This window comes from Actinocorallia herbida (assembly GCF_003751225.1).
Classification (GTDB): domain Bacteria; phylum Actinomycetota; class Actinomycetes; order Streptosporangiales; family Streptosporangiaceae; genus Actinocorallia; species Actinocorallia herbida.
In genome coordinates this window covers 5,478,131-5,493,389 of sequence record NZ_RJKE01000001.1, presented here as the reverse complement: position 1 = coordinate 5,493,389, position 15,259 = coordinate 5,478,131, and the positions used below count along the sequence as shown (strand labels likewise).

Below are 15,259 nucleotides of genomic sequence, written 5' to 3'. Positions count from 1 at the left end.
CGGGGAACCCGGGGCCTTGGCCGGACACTGGAGGTCTGACCCATGTGTCATGCTACGACCGCGCCACCCCGGCCCGCTGAAACGCGCGCCCTTCGAGAGGCGCTCGCCCTGCTGAAGGCGCGCTTCCCCGGCGCGCTGATCTGGTTCGGCAACGCCACCGGGCACTTCTGGGCGCTCACCGATGACCGTCTCGTCGAAGCGCTCACGCCCGCAGACCTCGCCAGGCGACTCGAAGCCGGACGAGCCGCCGTATCCGCCCGCCAGGTCGCGCCGCCTTCGTGGTCGGCCCAGGCCCTCCATCCGGCGTACGGCCGGTGACCGCGCCCATGCCCGACGAGGAGGACGGCTGCCTCTCCGGTGAAGAGGTCGGCCGCCTCGACCTCCGGGCCGACGCCCGAGCGCCGCGCCTGGTCCGGCGCTGGCTGCGCTCCTTCGTCGACGACGCAGGCACCCTGGAACTGCTGGCCTCGGAGGTCGTCACCAACTCGGTGCTGCACGGCCCCGACGCCGTCATCAGCGTCGTCCTGCGCCGCAGCACCAAGACGATCCGCTTCGAATGCACCGATCAGGGACAGGGAACCCCCACGGGCAGGAACGCCGCCGAAACCGACGAGGACGGCCGAGGTCTCCTGCTCCTGTCCGCCCTCGCCCGTACCTGGTCCGCCGAGACCACCATGACTGGAACGACCGTCTGGTTCGAACTCGCCCCGTCCTGACATCCCGGGGGTGCTCCCGGCCCGTACACGGGCCGGGAGCACCCCCGGTCCTCAGGTTTGAGGGCGGCGCGGGGCGGGGTCAGGGGCTGACGCGGGCGACGAGGCGGCCTTCGACGGTGCCTTTTTCGAGGCGGTCGAGGCCCTCGTTGAGGGCCTCGAACGGGATCTCGGAGTGGACGGGGGCCAGGTCGCCCGAGGCCATGAGGGCGTAGACGGCGGCCATGTCGTCCAGGGTGCCGCCGAAGGAGCCCAGCAGGTCCTTCTCGCGGAGCAGGACGGCGAGGTTGATCGTGCCCAGCGGCTTGCCGACGCCGACCTGGACGACGCGGCCTCCGAAACGGACGGCTTCGAGGGCGGGCTGGGTGGTGTCGTATCCGGCGTAGTCGACGATGAGGTCGAAGTCCTTGCCGCGCCACTCCGCCGCGTCGGCGACGACGGACGAGGCGCCGACGCTCTCGGCCAGGTGCCAGACGTCGCGCTTCGGCTCGGCGACGTGCACCTCGGCGCCGTGCAGGACGCCGATCCTGGCGCCGATCTGGCCGAGGCCGCCGATGCCGATGACGCCGACCTTCATTCCCGCGCGCACCTGGCCGCGTCCCACGATCGCGTGGTGGGCGGTCAGGCCCGCGTCCGTGCCCACGGAGCCGAGGGCGAAGTCCAGGCCGTCGGGAAGGGCGGTCAGGTCGGAGGCGGGGGCGAGGTGGCGTTCGGCGTAGCCGCCCTGGCGGGTGTAGCCGGGGATCGTGCCGGTGCGCGGCGTCGCCCACACGCCGACGCGGTCGCCGGTCTTCCACTCGGTCACGTCCGGTCCGACGGCCGAGACGACTCCGGCGATCTCGTGGCCGAGGGTCAGCGGCACGAACGCCAGCGCCTGCTTCGCGGCGGGATGGTGCATGATCGAGATGTCGGAGTGGCAGAGGCCCGAGGTGCGGACGTCGACGACGACCTCGCCCGCGCCCGGAACCGGGTCGGGCACCTCGACGAGTCGCAGCGGCTTGCCGGTGTCGGTGAACTGCCAGGCCTTCATGGTCTTGCTCCGTTTCGGTGGTGGTCCGGTTCGTGGGAAGGGCCGGTCCCGCGCGGGGTCGGTCCGTCCTGATGGACGCTGCGCGGTGCGGTCAGGCGTCGACGGGGACGGGACCGGCCGAGGCCGGCGCGGTCTCCTGGACGGCGGCGCGGTCGCGGCGGGCGGACGGGATCGTCGCGGCGATGACGGCGGACAGCAGGGCGACCCCGGCGCCGATCGCGAGGCCGACCCGGAAGCCGTTCTCCGAGGTGAGCGTGTAGCCGCCTGCGGAGATGGTCAGCTGGGCCAGCACGACGCCGATCACCGCGGATCCGACCGAGGTGCCCAGCGAGCGCATGAGGGTGTTGAAGGCGTTGGCGGACGCCGTCTCGGTCAACGGGACGGACCCCATGATCAGGGCGGGCATCGCGCCGTAGGCCAGCCCGACACCGCTGTTGATGATCATTACGGCGATCATGAGCCCCCACGCGTGGCCCATCAGCAGCAGGCAGGCGCCGTACCCGACGGCGAGGACCAGGACGCCGCAGATCAGGGTGAACTTGGGGCCGCGGGCGTTGGAGAGCTTGCCGCCGAAGGGGGAGACGACCATCATCATGATGCCGCCGGGCGCCATCCACAGGCCCGCGGCGAGCATCGACTGGCCGAGGCCGTAGCCGGTCTCGGCGGGGAACTGGAGCAGCTGCGGCACGATCAGCAGCGCCGCGTACATGCCGAACCCGACGAAGATCGAGGCGATGTTCGTCAGCAGCACGCGGGGGCGCGCGGTGGTGCGCAGGTCGATGATCGGCTGCCGGGTGCGGACCTCCCACACGCCCCACGCCAGCAGGACGACGAGGGCGGCGGCGAACAGGCCGAGCGTCGTCGCCGAGCCCCAGCCCCAGTCGGCGCCCTTGGAGACGGCGAGCAGCAGGGAGACCAGGCCGATGCCGAGGCCGACCGCGCCGGGGTAGTCGAAGCGCTCGCCCTTGGCGGCGGCGGGGACGTCGGGGATCGTCAGCCAGATCAGCACGCCGATGCCGAGGGCCAGGACCGCGGACGCCCAGAACAGCACCCGCCAGTTGGCGTACTCGGCGACGGCCGCGGCGATCGGCAGGCCGAGGCCGCCGCCGATGCCCATGGACGCGCTGACCAGCGCGATGGACGAGCTGAGCTTCTCCTGCGCGACGACGTCGCGCAGCAGGGCGATGCCGAGCGGCACCATGCCCATGCCGACGCCCTGGAGGCCGCGTCCGACGATCATGGGGATGATGGACGACGCCAGCGCGCAGACCACCGAGCCCGCCACGAGCGGCACCGCGCACGCGAGGAGCATGCGCCGCTTGCCCAGCAGGTCGCCGAGGCGTCCGGTGACGGGCACGCAGACGGCCCCCACGAGCAGGGTGACCGTGATGACCCAGGTGGCGTTGGACGCGGAGGTGTGCAGGATCTTCGGCAGTTCCGCGATGAGCGGGGTCACCAGCGTCTGCATGATGGCGGCCGTCGTGCCGGCGAGGGCCAGGGTGGCCACCACGCCGCCTGAGCGCGCCGATGATCGGGGAGTCTTCATTCGGTGTTCCTCGTGACCGTGAGTCCGGCCTGCGCGGACGAGCCCGCAGGGCGGAAGTCGGGCGTGTATGTATGATGCATATGTCTTGTATCATGCATATGACCTTGGCGGCGTGGCCCGCGACGTCACGGAGTGCGTGGGTCTTCTCACAGCGCCACCGAAGCCGGAAAACCGCGCACGTCGCGCCCCGATGGATTACAGCCGAATTCCGCCGGACCGCCGGCAGCCGTCGGACGGGCTTCGCGGGACGTCAGAGCTCGAGGTGGGCCAGGACGGCGAGGACACGGGGCGTCCCTTTCGGATGAGGTGGAGGTGCTCGTGGTGTTCCGCTCTCCACGATGCCGTCCGGGCGATCCCGCGAACACGGAGCGTGCCCCGATCAGTGGTGTAGCGGGCTGCACCTCGTGTGCGAGGCCCCCTAAGAGGCCGGTGGATCGGGGGAGGGGCGGACGAGGCCGGTCCGGTAGGCGATGACGACGAGCTGGGTGCGGTCGCGGGCGCCGAGTTTGGTCATGGCGCGGTGGATGTGGGTGCGGACGGTGAGCGGGCTGAGGGTGAGCCGGTCGGCGATCTCGGTGTTGGTGAGGCCTTGGGCGGCCAGGGCCATCATCTGGCGTTCGCGGGTGGTGAGGTCCGCGAGGTCTGCCGGCGGTTCGGTGGGGGGTGGTTGCGGGCGGGAGAGGAACTGGCCGATGAGGGCGCGGGTGGCGGTGGGCGACAGGAGGGAGTCGCCCGCTGCGACGGTTCGGAGGGCGGCGATGAGGTCGTCGGCGGAGACGCCCTTGCCGAGGAAGCCGCTGGCGCCTGCGTAAAGGGCCTGGGCGACGTATTCGTCGGTTTCGAAGGTGGTGAGGATGAGGATGCGGGTGGCGGCCAGGTCGGGGTCGGCGCAGATGGCGCGGGTGGCGGCGAGCCCGTCGGTGCCGGGCATGCGGATGTCCATGACGATGACGTCGGGTCGCAGCGTGCGGGCCTGAGTGACGGCGGTCCGGCCGTCCGCGGCCTCGCCGACTACGTCGATGCCGGGGACGGCGTCCAGGAGCATCCGGAAGGTGGTGCGCAGGAGGGCCTGGTCGTCGGCGAGCAGGACGCGGATGGTCGGGTCGGTCATCGGGCCTTCTGTCAGGTGGTGTGTATGGGCAGTTCGGCGGTGACGGTGTAGCCGCCGCCGGGGTCGGGTCCCGCGTGCAGGGTGCCTCCGGCGGTGCGGGCGCGCTCGCGCATGCCGATCAGCCCGAACCCTCCCCGCCCCGGCGCCGCGGTCGCCAGGACGGGGCCGTCGTCCTGCGCCGCGCCGTTGGTGACGGCGAGGGTGAGCCGGTCGGCCCCGTAGGTGAGGCGGACCGTCGCGGTCGTGGTGGCGGCGTGTTTGGCGACGTTGGTGAGGGCTTCCTGGATGATCCGGTACGCGGTCAGGTCGATGCCGGGCGACAGGGGCCTCGGCGTTCCGTCCACGCGGACGCCGACATCGAGGCCGGCGGCGGCGAAGGAGCCGGTGAGGTCGGCGAGCCGGTCGAGGCCGGGCGCGGGCTCCAGCGGCGAGTCCTGCTCGGGGGAGGCGTCGTCCTGGCGGAGCAGCCCGACGGTGGCCTTGAGCTCGCGCAGCGCGGTGGTCGTGGTGGCCGACAGTTCGGTGAGGAACCGCTCGGGGTCCCCGGTGCCGGTGCGGGCGAGGTAGGCGCCGGTGGTGGCCTGGGCGGAGGCGAGGGTGAGGTGGTGGGCGACGACGTCGTGGAGTTCGCGGGCGATGCGCAGGCGTTCCTCGGCGACGCGGTGGCGGGCCTCGTCCTCGCGGGTCTTCTCGGCGTACTCGGCGCGGGCTTCGACGGCCTCCAGATAGGCGGCGCGCAGCCGGGCGGTGGAGCCGATGACGACGGGCAGCAGCAGGCACAGGGCGGGGTTGATGGTGGTCAGCGGCCAGGGGTAGGCCGCGCGGTGCCCGAAGAACGCCGCCGGGATGATGACGAGCGCGCAACCCGCGCAGTACAGCGCCGCCGTCCGGCGGGAGGAGCGGGTGGACAGCTCGTACAGGGCGACCATGACGGGGGCGAGCAGCAGCGGGGTGAGCAGGCAGCCGATCCCGGCGGACGCCCCCGCGCACATCGCGGTGACCGCGACGACGGGGCCGGGCAGGCTGCGGCGCCACAGCAGCGCGAGCGAGGCGACGGCCGCCAGGACGCCGACCCACCAGCCCGACAGGTCAGGGGTGTAGGAGACGCTGCTGTAGAACGCGGCGGGCCCCGAGATCGCGCACAGCAGCGCGACCAGGACCGTGTCCACCCTTCGGGGGTGCCGCTCGGCATAGCGGCGCCAGCCGGTCCGGCTCGTCACACGCGTTCTCCCTTCTCCGCTCATGATCGTTCACCTGGGGCGGAAGGTCGAGGAGGCCCGCCCGCGCGAGGCGATCGCGCGGGCGGGCCGGGAACGGCCGCGACGGTCAGGTCAGCACCTGGTCGGCAGCAGTGCCCGCGTCTCCGCTCTCGGCGGCGGGTTCGGCGGGTGCCGGGACGGCGGCGGTGAGGGCTTCGCCTTCGATGTCGACCTTCGGCAGGATCCGGTCCAGCCGGCGGGGCAGCCACCACGCCTTGTCGCCCAGGAGCGCGAGCACGGCGGGCACGAGCGCCATCCGGACGACGAACGCGTCGAGCAGGACGGCCGCGGCCAGCCCGAGCCCGATCATCTTGATGAGGGCCATGCCGCCGCCGACGAAGCCGGAGAACACCGCGATCATGATCAGGGCGGCGGCGACCACCACGCGGGCGCTGTGCCGGAAGCCCGACACGACCGCCGGGCGCGCGCCTTCGCCGTGGCTGTAGGCCTCCCGCATCCGGGACACCAGGAACACCTCGTAGTCCATCGCGAGGCCGAACACGATCCCGATGAGGATGATCGGCATGGTGCTCATGATCGGGCCGGTCTGGTTGAGGCCGATCAGGTCCGCGGCCCAGCCCCACTGGAACACCGCCACGACCACGCCGAGCGAGGCCAGCACCGACAGCAGGAAGCCCAGCGCCGCCTTGATCGGCACGAGCACCGACCGGAACACCACGAGCAGGAGCAGGAACGCCAGCCCCAGCACGACCGCCAGATACGGGATGAGCGCGCCCTGCATCTTCGCCGCGACGTCGATGTCGACCGCGGTGGTGCCCGACACCAGGAACCGCGCGCCCGTGCCGGCCTGGGTGGCGGCCCGCTGGTCGCGGATGGTGTTCACCAGGTCCGCGGTCTGCTCGCTGGTCGGCGACGTCGACGGGGTCGCGGTGAACGTCGCGGTGTCGCCCGCGGGGTTGAAGCGGGCGGTGGAGACCTCGACGATCCCCTGCGTCGCGGCGATGCCCGCGGAGATCCGCTTGACGTCCTTCTTGGGCGTCGCGGAGTCCTTCACGTCCACCACGATGGTGAGCGGCCCGTTGAAGCCCGGACCGAACCCGTCGGCGAGCTCGTCGTAGGCGCGGCGCTCGGTCGTCCGCGTCGACTTCGACTCATCGCCCTGCATGCCGAGTTGGAGGTCCATGACCGGCAGCGCGATGACGCCCAGGCCCACGATGGAGGCGAGCAGGACCAGAAGCGGACGGCGCAGCACGAACCGCGCCCAGCGAGCTCCGCCGTTCTCCCTGCTCCTGCCGACGCTGCTCGGGGTGAAAGTGCCGTTCTTGATCGCCTTGCGCGTCTTGCGGGACAGGACGGCGTTGGGGAGGAACCCCAGGAGGGCGGGCACCATGGTCAGGGCGACCAGCACCGCCAGGCCGACCGTCGCCGCCGCCGTCAGGCCCATCTTCGTCAGGGTCGGCACCCCGACCACCGTCAGCCCGGCCAGCGCGATGATCACCGTGAGGCCGGCGAAGACCACGGCCGATCCCGCCGTGCCGACCGCGAGCCCGGCCGCGTCCTTCGGCGCCAGGCCGCGGCCGCGCTCCTCCCGGTAGCGGGAGACCACGAACAGGGCGTAGTCGATCCCGACCGCCAGCCCCAGCATCGACGCCAGGCTGCTGGAGGCCGTCGACAGGCCGAACACCCCGCCCAGCGCCATGATCGCGACCATGCTGATCCCGACCCCGAGCAACGCCGTCAGCAGCGGCAGGCCGGCGGCCGCCAAGGATCCGAACGTCATCAGCAGCACCAGCGCCGCGATGCCGATGCCCAGCATCTCCGTCGTCCCGCCGGCGGACTCCGAGGACAGCAAGGACCCCGCGACGTCCACCGTCAGGCCGGCCGAGCGCGCCTCGTCGACCACCTCCTGGAGGTGGTCCTTCGTCGCGTCGGTCAGCTCGCTCTTCGCTTCGCTGTAGACGACCGTCGCATACGCCGTGGAGCCGTCCGGGCTCACCGTCCCGGCCGCGAACGGGCTCACCGCGCCGGTGACCTGGTCGCCCTGCCCCGCCTCGGCGACCGCGTTCTCGATCACCGCGCGGTTGGCCGACGCCGTCACCGTCTGGCCGTCCGGCGCCACGAACACGATCTTCGCCGTCGCGCTCCCCGCGGCGTCCGCGTTCCCCGGGAACCGCTCGCCGAGCAGCTCATAGGCGTCCTGCGCCTCGATGCCGGGCATCGACCCCGTCTCAGGCGGGGCCTCCGACGCCTTCGTCGAAGCGAAACCGGTCAGGCCCAGGACCACCGCCCACAGCACCGCGACGAGCCACCGCCATCGGAACGACAGGCGGCCCAGGCGATCAAGGAAAGTAGCCATCGGTGAAGCACTCCACATCTCTCGGGTACTCCACCACCCTCGCCCGATCGCTCCGTTCCGTAATCGTGCAGATGCAGGCACCTCCACTACGTAGATCGCAGTAGGTCCGTGCGCCTCAGAGTTCCCGGCGCCGGAAGACGACCGTGGCCGCGGTCGGCAGGGCGGTCGCGAGCAGGAGCCCTGTCGCGACGGGCCACAGGGTGCGGTCGGCCGGTCGCGCGCCCGTGGCCACCGCGTTCGTCAGCTGGGGAGCCCGGCGTCGGAGGGTTCATCGAGCCGGGCGGAGCACGGGCCCCGGCTCACGCGGCGAAGGGCGTCACCGAAGGTTCGGTGACGCCCTTGGGCATGCGCGAAGCGGGGGTGGAGGTGGTGCGGACCGGTCGGCGGAGTCATGGCGCCGAACCGGTGGAGCGGTGCCACCGCGTCGGGTGCTTCGCGGAGCGGCCTCGTCCGGGGAAGGCCGGCGGAGGTCCGTCCCCGGTGGCCGGGTCTCCTACGGTTCCAGGGAGAGGGTCCGCCCGGGGCAGACGTTCACGGCCTCCCTGGCGCGGCCGATCTCGGCGTCGGTCCGCGGGTCCGGGCGCAGCACGATGACGGTCCCGTCGTCGTCGTTCTGGTCGAAGGCCTCGGGGTCGACGAGGACGCACTGGCCCGCGCCGACGCAGCGGTCCTGCTGGGCGATGATGCGCATGGTCACCAGGCCACCTTCAGTTCGTAGACGCCGTAGTTGGGGCCGTTCTCCTTGAAGGGGATCTCGTCGAACGGCACCGCGAGGCGCAGGGTCGGGATCCGGCGCACGACGGTGGCCAGGACGATCTCCAGTTCGAGGCGGGCGAGGTTCTGGCCGAGGCACTGGTGCGGCCCGAATCCGAAGGCGAGGTGGTTGCGCGCCATGCGGGTGAAGTCGATGTCGTCCGGCTCCGGGAACACCGTGGCGTCGCGGTTGGCCGTGTTCGTCAGGCCGAAGACGCCCTCGCCGGCGCGGACCAGCACACCGCCGATCTCGACGTCCTCGGTGGCCAGTCGGGCCGCGCCGATCTCCGCGATGGTGAAGTACCGCAGCAGCTCCTCCACCGCACCGACCGTGAGCTGCGGGTCGTCGCGCAGGGCCTGCAGGTGCTCCCGCTTGTCGAGCAGCGTGGCCACCGACAGGGAGATCATGTTCGCGGTCGTCTCGTGCCCGGCGATCAGCAGCAGGAAGCCGACCGACACGGCCTCCTCCGGCGCCATGCCGGCGGCGAGCTGGCGGCTGAGCAGGTCCTCGCCGGGGGATTCGATCTTGCGCTGCACGAGGCCAGCGACGTACTCCTTGAGTCGGCCGTACGCGGCTCCCCGCTCCTCGGGAGTGGTGTCGGCGCGGATGAAGTCCGCGCTGTTCTCCTGGAAGAAGTCGTGGTCGGCGTAGGGGACGCCGAGCATCTCCGAGATGACCATGGACGGCACCGGCAGGGAGAGCGCCTCGACGAGGTCGACTTCCGAGGGGCCGGCGAGCATGGCGTCGATGGCCTCGTCGACGATCTCCTGGATGCGCGGGCGCCACGCGGCCAGACGGGTCACCGTGAACTCGCCGACGATCGAGCGCCGCAGCTGGGTGTGGTCCGGCGGGTCCATCTCGATCAGCTGCTGGCGGTGCCCGCTCATGTAGGGGCTGTGGCTCGGGTGCCGGGGGTCCCGGCGGTCCGAGCTGAACCGGGTGTCGCTGAGCATGGCCCTGACGTGTTCGTGCCGGGTCAGCAGCCACAGCTCGCGGCCATCGGTCAGTTTCACCCGGCTGATCGGCGCCTCGGCCTGCAGCTCCACATGCTCTTTGGGCGGGTTGTACGGATCGGGCCGCCTCAGCGAAATCGTCGCCTTCGTCATACGGTACTCCCAGGGGTGGAACGTAAGTGGAAGAAATTCGTCCGGTTGCTGGAGGGTAAGCCCAGTCACATCCCGTTGTCCACATCGAGACCCGAATCACAGTCCGAGCGTCGTCGCTCGATGACGAGGAGTGCCCAAGTGGCCGTATTGCGCGCCGACGCTCGCCGGAACCGCGATCTGATCATCGCCACGGCGAAGGAGATCTTCGTCGAGTCCGGCCTGGACGTGCCCATGGAGAACATCGCCCGGCGCGCCGGTGTAGGTGTCGGCACCCTGTACCGGCGTTTTCCCGATCGCGGCGAGCTGATCGCGGCGGTCGCCGCACAGGTCTTCGGCTCCGTTCTCACCGATCTGCGGGCCGCGCGGGACGAGGAACCGAACGCCTGGGAGGCGTTCACCAGGCTCGTCACGCGTTCGGAGGACCTCCGGGTGACCTGGCACCTGGCGTTCCCGTCGGGCCGTGCGTGGACGATGGTGCACGCCGCGCCGGAGTCGCGCGACGTGCACCGCGACATGATGGCGGCCCTCGACGAACTCGTACGGGACGCCCAGGCCGAGGGCTCCATCCGGGCCGACGTCGGCCCGGGCGACGTGCTCATCCTCGTGTCCATCGTGCTCGGGACCCACCTGGCCTCGTCCGACCCCGCGGGGCAGGTGCGCTCGGAGCGCTCACTGCTACTGGCCCTGGACGGGCTGCGCGCCGTCCCTGGCAGCGTCCTGCCCGGGGCTCCGGTGTCGACGGAGGAGCTGGGCTGGTCGGTCGCGGAAGGCGACTTCGACAACGCGTGAGCTCTCCGGGCGGCGGCCGATGCGCCCCGCCCGGCCCGGCACGCCTCACCACCGCGCGACCGGACGGCCGGCTCCCCGCCCCGTCCGGTCGCTTCGGCGTACCCGCTGCTTGACACGTAGTGCGACGCGCCCCACACTGACTTCGTTGAAGGGATCGCTCGTTCCGTTGAACGGAGCAGTCTCCGGGTGAAGGTAGCCCGCTGCCGGTAACACCTGTCCTGTCCCGGCCCGCCCTTCCATCGAGGACAAGAATTGAGGGAGAAGAAGTGACCTTCGTGGTGACGCAGGCATGCGTCGACATCCAGGACAAGAGCTGCGTTCAGGTGTGCCCGGCCGACTGCATTTACGAGGGCGGCCGGATGATGTACATCAATCCGGACCAGTGCATCGACTGTGGCGCCTGCGAGGAGGTGTGCCCCGTCTCCGCGATTCGCTACGACGGCGACGTGACCGGCGCGGACGAGCAATTCGTGGACTTCAACGCGGAATTCTTCGAGGGCATGGACGTCAAGGGCGCCCGCAAGCTGGGCAAGATCGACCGCGACGTCGAGTTCGTCGCCGCGCTTCCGCGCAAGGCCGGCTGATGGGGCGCGCGCTCAAGGTCGCCGTCGTCGGGTCCGGTCCCGCCGGCGCGTTCTGCGCCGAGATCCTGGCGGACGAGGCAGGCCAGGACGTCTCCATCGACGTGTTCGAACGCCTGCCCACCCCGTTCGGGCTGGTCCGCTACGGCGTCGCACCCGACCACCAGAAGATCAAGTCGATCGTCGGCTCGCTGGGCGAGATCTTCGAGTCGCCCAAAGTGCGGTTCCTCGGCAATGTGACGGTCGGTTCGGACGTCACGGTCGAGGAGCTCCGGGCGCATTACGACGCGGTCGTGCTCGCGGTAGGGGCGCCGCTCGACCGCCCCCTGGGCGTGGAGGGCGAGGGCCTCCGCGGGGTCATCGCGGCGCGCAATTTCGTGTCCTGGTACAGCGGGCACCCCGACGCGACCTTTGACACCTCCCTTCTCGCGGCGGATCGCGCGGTCGTCGTCGGCGTCGGGAACGTCGCACTCGATGTGGCGCGCATGCTCGTCCGCACGCCGGACGAGCTGCGCCGCACCGATGTGCCGGCGCATGTCATCGAGGCATTGGCCGGCCATCGCGTGCGCGAGATCTGCGTCGTCGGGCGCCGCGGGCCGGAATTCGCCAAGTTCACGAACAAAGAGCTGCTGGAACTGGCGGAGGTCGAGGGCGCGGACGTCATCGTCGACCCCGCGGAACTGGTCCTTTCGGAGGAGCGGCAGGCCTACGTGGCGGGCAGGCCCCCGGTCAAGCGCCTGCTGGCCACGCTCCAGAAGATCGCGGACCGGAAGCCGCAGGGGCGATCACGCTCCATCCGCTTCCTGTTCGACAGGACGCCGGTGGGCTTCGTCGGCGAATCGTCGGTGGGCGTGATGCGCCTCGCCCGCACGTCGGACCCCACGATCGTCGAGGACCTCGGGGCCGGCCTGGTCCTGCCCGCCGTCGGCTACCGCAGCGTGCAGATCACCGGGGCGCCGTTCGACGACGGGATCGGCCGGATCCCGCATCGCGACTCGCGCGTGACGGACGGGGACGAGGTCGTCGACGGCCTCTATGTGGTCGGCTGGGTCAAGCGCGGGCCGAGCGGCGTGATCGGCACGAACCGGCTGTGCGCGAGCGAGACCGCGGCGGCCGTCCTGGCGGACGCCGCGGCCCTCCGCGCGCCGGAGGGCGGTGCGGGGCCGATCGACGATCTGCTGGAGTCCCGCGGCGTGCGGGTGGTGGACTGGAGCCGGTGGAGGGCGATCGAGACCGCCGAGCGCGAGCTCGGCGCGGCCTGCGGAAGAGAGCGGGTCAAGCTCTACGACCGCGCGGAGATGCTGGTGGCCGCCGGAATCGCCTGAGCGCGGCCTCGCGCGCGCCGCGCGCGGCGCGCCCCTTGGCGAGATGAGCCTCCCCGGGTCTGGAGAACGAGTGCCAGGCCCGGGGAGGCACGGTCATGTCCGCGAGATGGTCCGCGGAATGGGAAACGGCTCGGCCGAGGCCATTGGATGTTGTACCGGTCGCACGACCGAGCTGCCTCTCGATGTGCCTTCCGAGCCACGGCCCCGACGAGGACCGGCACATATCCGGAAGAATTTCTTCCGCTTGCAGCCCTGGTCGGAGCCCTGACGCCCGCGCGGTCATGGTGAATCGGCATAGGGTGGTCGCCTATTCTTCGACGAGCCTCCGATACGCATCTCCGGGCCGGTGTGAATGGCCGGCGAGTGACGAAGCGCCCATCGGATGGTCAAGGCATATGCCACGGATTCCTGCTACTGTTTGGTTCAAGAGAACTGCCATTCGGTTGTGGGGGATAGCCCTCGCCTGGCCTCCGGCTGGACGGACGTCCGCGCGGCGGTGCCGGTCGGCGTGGAGGAGGAGCAGAGGCGTGGAGACGCAGGCAAACGAGGTCGTCGCGGACGCTCCAGACCGCCAACGGCACCCCCTGGCCCGGGGGATCGAGATCATCACGCTGATGGTCGACAGCGGCAAGCAGACCTACGGGGTGCGGGAGCTCGCGAGCCGCCTCGGCGTCAGCGCCAGCACCGCGCACCGGCTCCTGGGCAATCTGGAAGACCTGGGCATGGTGGCCCGCACCCCCGCGGGCAGCTACCGGCTGGGCATGGAGTTCCTGCGGCTGGCCTGGACCACCAACACCCGCTTCCCGATCCGCGAGGCCGCCAACGACATCCTGGCCGGCCTGACCGAAAGCAGCGGCGAGTCGTCGTTCTTCGCCGTCTACAACGACCAGCGCCGGCAGTTGATGTTCGCGGTGTCCGTGGAGTCCCCGCATCCGCTGCGCTACACCGTTCCGCAGGGCGTCTGGCTTCCGCTGCACGCGGGCGCGAGCGGGCTGGCGATCCTGGCGTTCCTGCCGCCGGAGACCCAGACGGAGATCGTGCAGGCCGGTCTGGAAGCCCTCACCGAGCGGACCCTCGTCAACGCCGATCGGCTGGCCGAGCGGCTCGCCCAGATCCGCAGGGACGGCTGCGCCATCTCCCATGGAGAGCGGATCGACGGCGCGATCGCGGTCGCCGCCCCGGTGATGGGCCCCGCGGGCGTCGTCATCGGCGACGTCGGCATCACCATCCCCGAGACCCGGTTCAATGCCACCACCACCTCGGAGCTCACCGTCCTGGTGAAGCACTCCGCGGAACTCCTGACGCGCCGCTTCACCGGAGCCGAGGCCCATCTCGAAACGCGGTGACCGAACGCGTCCCACGACGGGCCTGAGCCCTCGGGACAGAGGACGAAGGCGTCCTCGGAAGCGAGCCGATCCGAGGATCGCTCGCTTCCGAGGACGCCTTTCGCGCTTGCCGAAGGGCCGGCGGCCGCGGACGGGTGTCAGCCCTCCGCGACGAGCGGGATCATGACGAGGGTCGTGAGGTCGAGGGTGTCGCTCATGCCCAGCCCGGCGGTGAACAGCCTGTCCAGCGCTTCGGTGGCCGAGCCCTCCACCTCGTAGATCGTGGTGTACCGGTGCGGGCCGTCGGGGGCGCTGTCGGCGGCCCGGTAACGGCGGGCGGCGACGAAGCCGGGAAGGGCGAGGATCTCGGGGATGTGGGTGCCCCAGTACCACTCCTTGAACTCCGCGTCCTTGCCTTCGACCGGGTTGGTCAGCGCGAGCAGGGCCTCGCGCTTCGGCTGGGATTCGGTCATCGCGGATCACTCTCCATGGATTCGGTGGTGAAGCCCCAGGGGACCCCGAGGCTGGTCGCCGCGTCGGTCACCAGGGCCGTGTCCGAGCGGTGCGCGATGCGCACGCCCTCGGCGTCGAGGTGCCTCGCGGCTCGGTCGAGATCGGCCACCTTCCACGTGATCGCGTGGTAGGCGTCCAGTGGGCCCGGCGCGGGCGCCGTGCCGGGGTCCGGTGCGGCCAGGTGGAAGACGGCGTCGGCGAGCGGCACGTACGGCCCGGAGACCCGGCGCAGGTCGTCGCGCCCGGTGCGGACGACCTCGCCGCCGAGCACGTCCACCAGGAGATCGGCCACGCGCTCCGGGCGGTGGGTCAGGACGGTGTGGTACGCGGCGTGCTCGATGCCGAGAGGGTCGGCGTCGTCCGCCTCCGGGAGCGTCCACCCCTCGGCCACCCTCGGATCGAGGGGGAAGGGGAACGTCTCGAAGAACCGGTACCGCAGGCCGGCGTCGTCCTCCAGGGTGTGGAACGGGGAGAAGCCGCCCGGCCACTCGTCGGCGTCGAGGAGGTCGCCGCGCGAGTCGACGAGCCGGAAGCCCTGGGCGCGCAGCTCCTTGTACAGCTCCTTGACCCCGTCGACGTACCAGCCGGTCGTCTTCAACCGCGGCGTGGCGACGTCCGGGTACCGCTGGACCCCGCCGGTGAGGTACAGCTTCGGGGCGAGGCTGTCGATGAGCACGTCGCCGATCGAGGTGAACGTCGAGTACCCGACGGAGTGGCCGGGCGCGGGCGGCTCCGGCATGACGACGGCGAAGTTGGTGCTCGGGCGGCCGAAGACCCGGGCGAAGAAGTCCTCGGCCTTCGCCAGGCTCGGCACGTGGATCGTGGGGTGGTGCAGCATCCGCACCCGGTACGGACGTTCGGTTCCGGTCACCGGCTCTCCTTCAGTGCTC

General features: G+C 71.3%; 15 protein-coding genes. 6 read left to right on the top strand and 9 right to left on the bottom strand.

Features of this window, described 5'->3' with window-relative positions; genetic code table 11:
- Positions 1-42 precede the first annotated feature (42 nt).
- Entirely contained in the window at positions 43-318 is a 276-nt protein-coding gene (locus tag EDD29_RS24890) for a hypothetical protein (RefSeq protein ID WP_123666729.1), read from the top strand.
- Complete coding sequence (locus EDD29_RS24885) at positions 315-716, top strand: ATP-binding protein (protein WP_148086084.1); 402 nt, start codon at positions 315-317, stop codon at positions 714-716. Before EDD29_RS24890 ends, EDD29_RS24885 begins: the two co-directional genes overlap by 4 nt.
- A gap of 79 nt (positions 717-795) precedes the next feature.
- On the opposite strand, the gene EDD29_RS24880 is transcribed toward EDD29_RS24885, so the two are convergent.
- The 7 genes from EDD29_RS24880 to EDD29_RS24850 all read right to left on the bottom strand — a co-directional run bounded on the left by EDD29_RS24880 (position 796) and on the right by EDD29_RS24850 (position 9,836).
- Positions 796-1,743 (bottom strand): alcohol dehydrogenase catalytic domain-containing protein, encoded by a 948-nt coding sequence (locus EDD29_RS24880; RefSeq protein ID WP_123666727.1) that lies wholly within the window; start codon positions 1,741-1,743, stop codon positions 796-798.
- 91 nt (positions 1,744-1,834) lie between these two features.
- Complete coding sequence (locus EDD29_RS24875) at positions 1,835-3,289, bottom strand: MFS transporter (protein ID WP_123666726.1); 1,455 nt, start codon at positions 3,287-3,289, stop codon at positions 1,835-1,837.
- Between the two features lie 418 nt (positions 3,290-3,707).
- A complete protein-coding gene (locus EDD29_RS24870; RefSeq protein WP_123666725.1) occupies positions 3,708-4,400 on the bottom strand; it encodes a response regulator in 693 nt (230 codons plus the stop codon).
- Positions 4,401-4,411: 11 nt separating this feature from the next.
- Entirely contained in the window at positions 4,412-5,620 is a 1,209-nt protein-coding gene (locus EDD29_RS24865) for a sensor histidine kinase (RefSeq protein WP_211359882.1), read from the bottom strand.
- 106 nt (positions 5,621-5,726) lie between these two features.
- Positions 5,727-7,976, bottom strand: a complete 2,250-nt coding sequence (locus EDD29_RS24860) for an MMPL family transporter (RefSeq protein ID WP_123666723.1) — start codon at positions 7,974-7,976, stop codon at positions 5,727-5,729.
- Between the two features lie 493 nt (positions 7,977-8,469).
- Positions 8,470-8,667 carry a ferredoxin gene (locus EDD29_RS24855; RefSeq protein WP_123670662.1) on the bottom strand — a complete coding sequence of 66 codons (198 nt, stop codon included), beginning with the start codon at positions 8,665-8,667 and terminating at the stop codon, positions 8,470-8,472.
- A gap of 2 nt (positions 8,668-8,669) precedes the next feature.
- The gene (locus tag EDD29_RS24850) at positions 8,670-9,836 is read right to left on the bottom strand and encodes a cytochrome P450 (RefSeq protein ID WP_123666722.1); all 1,167 of its coding nucleotides are present in this window, start codon (positions 9,834-9,836) and stop codon (positions 8,670-8,672) included.
- Positions 9,837-9,974: 138 nt separating this feature from the next.
- On the opposite strand from EDD29_RS24850, the gene EDD29_RS24845 reads away from it, so the two are divergent.
- From EDD29_RS24845 to EDD29_RS24830, 4 genes are all read left to right on the top strand, one after another.
- Positions 9,975-10,625, top strand: a complete 651-nt coding sequence (locus tag EDD29_RS24845; protein WP_211359881.1) for a TetR/AcrR family transcriptional regulator — start codon at positions 9,975-9,977, stop codon at positions 10,623-10,625.
- Between the two features lie 266 nt (positions 10,626-10,891).
- Positions 10,892-11,209 (top strand): ferredoxin, encoded by a 318-nt coding sequence (gene fdxA / locus EDD29_RS24840; protein WP_123666720.1) that lies wholly within the window; start codon positions 10,892-10,894, stop codon positions 11,207-11,209.
- Positions 11,209-12,531 carry an FAD-dependent oxidoreductase gene (locus EDD29_RS24835; RefSeq protein ID WP_123666719.1) on the top strand — a complete coding sequence of 441 codons (1,323 nt, stop codon included), beginning with the start codon at positions 11,209-11,211 and terminating at the stop codon, positions 12,529-12,531. Before fdxA ends, EDD29_RS24835 begins: the two co-directional genes overlap by 1 nt.
- 527 nt (positions 12,532-13,058) lie before the next feature.
- A complete protein-coding gene (locus tag EDD29_RS24830; protein WP_170201557.1) occupies positions 13,059-13,877 on the top strand; it encodes an IclR family transcriptional regulator in 819 nt (272 codons plus the stop codon).
- Positions 13,878-14,014: 137 nt separating this feature from the next.
- Here the strand turns inward: EDD29_RS24830 and EDD29_RS24825 are convergent, their stop codons facing one another.
- Together EDD29_RS24825 and EDD29_RS24820 are read right to left on the bottom strand one after the other, a co-directional pair.
- Entirely contained in the window at positions 14,015-14,329 is a 315-nt protein-coding gene (locus tag EDD29_RS24825) for a DUF4286 family protein (protein ID WP_123666717.1), read from the bottom strand.
- Positions 14,326-15,240, bottom strand: a complete 915-nt coding sequence (locus EDD29_RS24820) for a VOC family protein (RefSeq protein ID WP_123666716.1) — start codon at positions 15,238-15,240, stop codon at positions 14,326-14,328. The genes EDD29_RS24825 and EDD29_RS24820 overlap by 4 nt, the downstream gene beginning before the upstream one ends.
- Between the last annotated feature and the right edge of the window lie 19 nt (positions 15,241-15,259).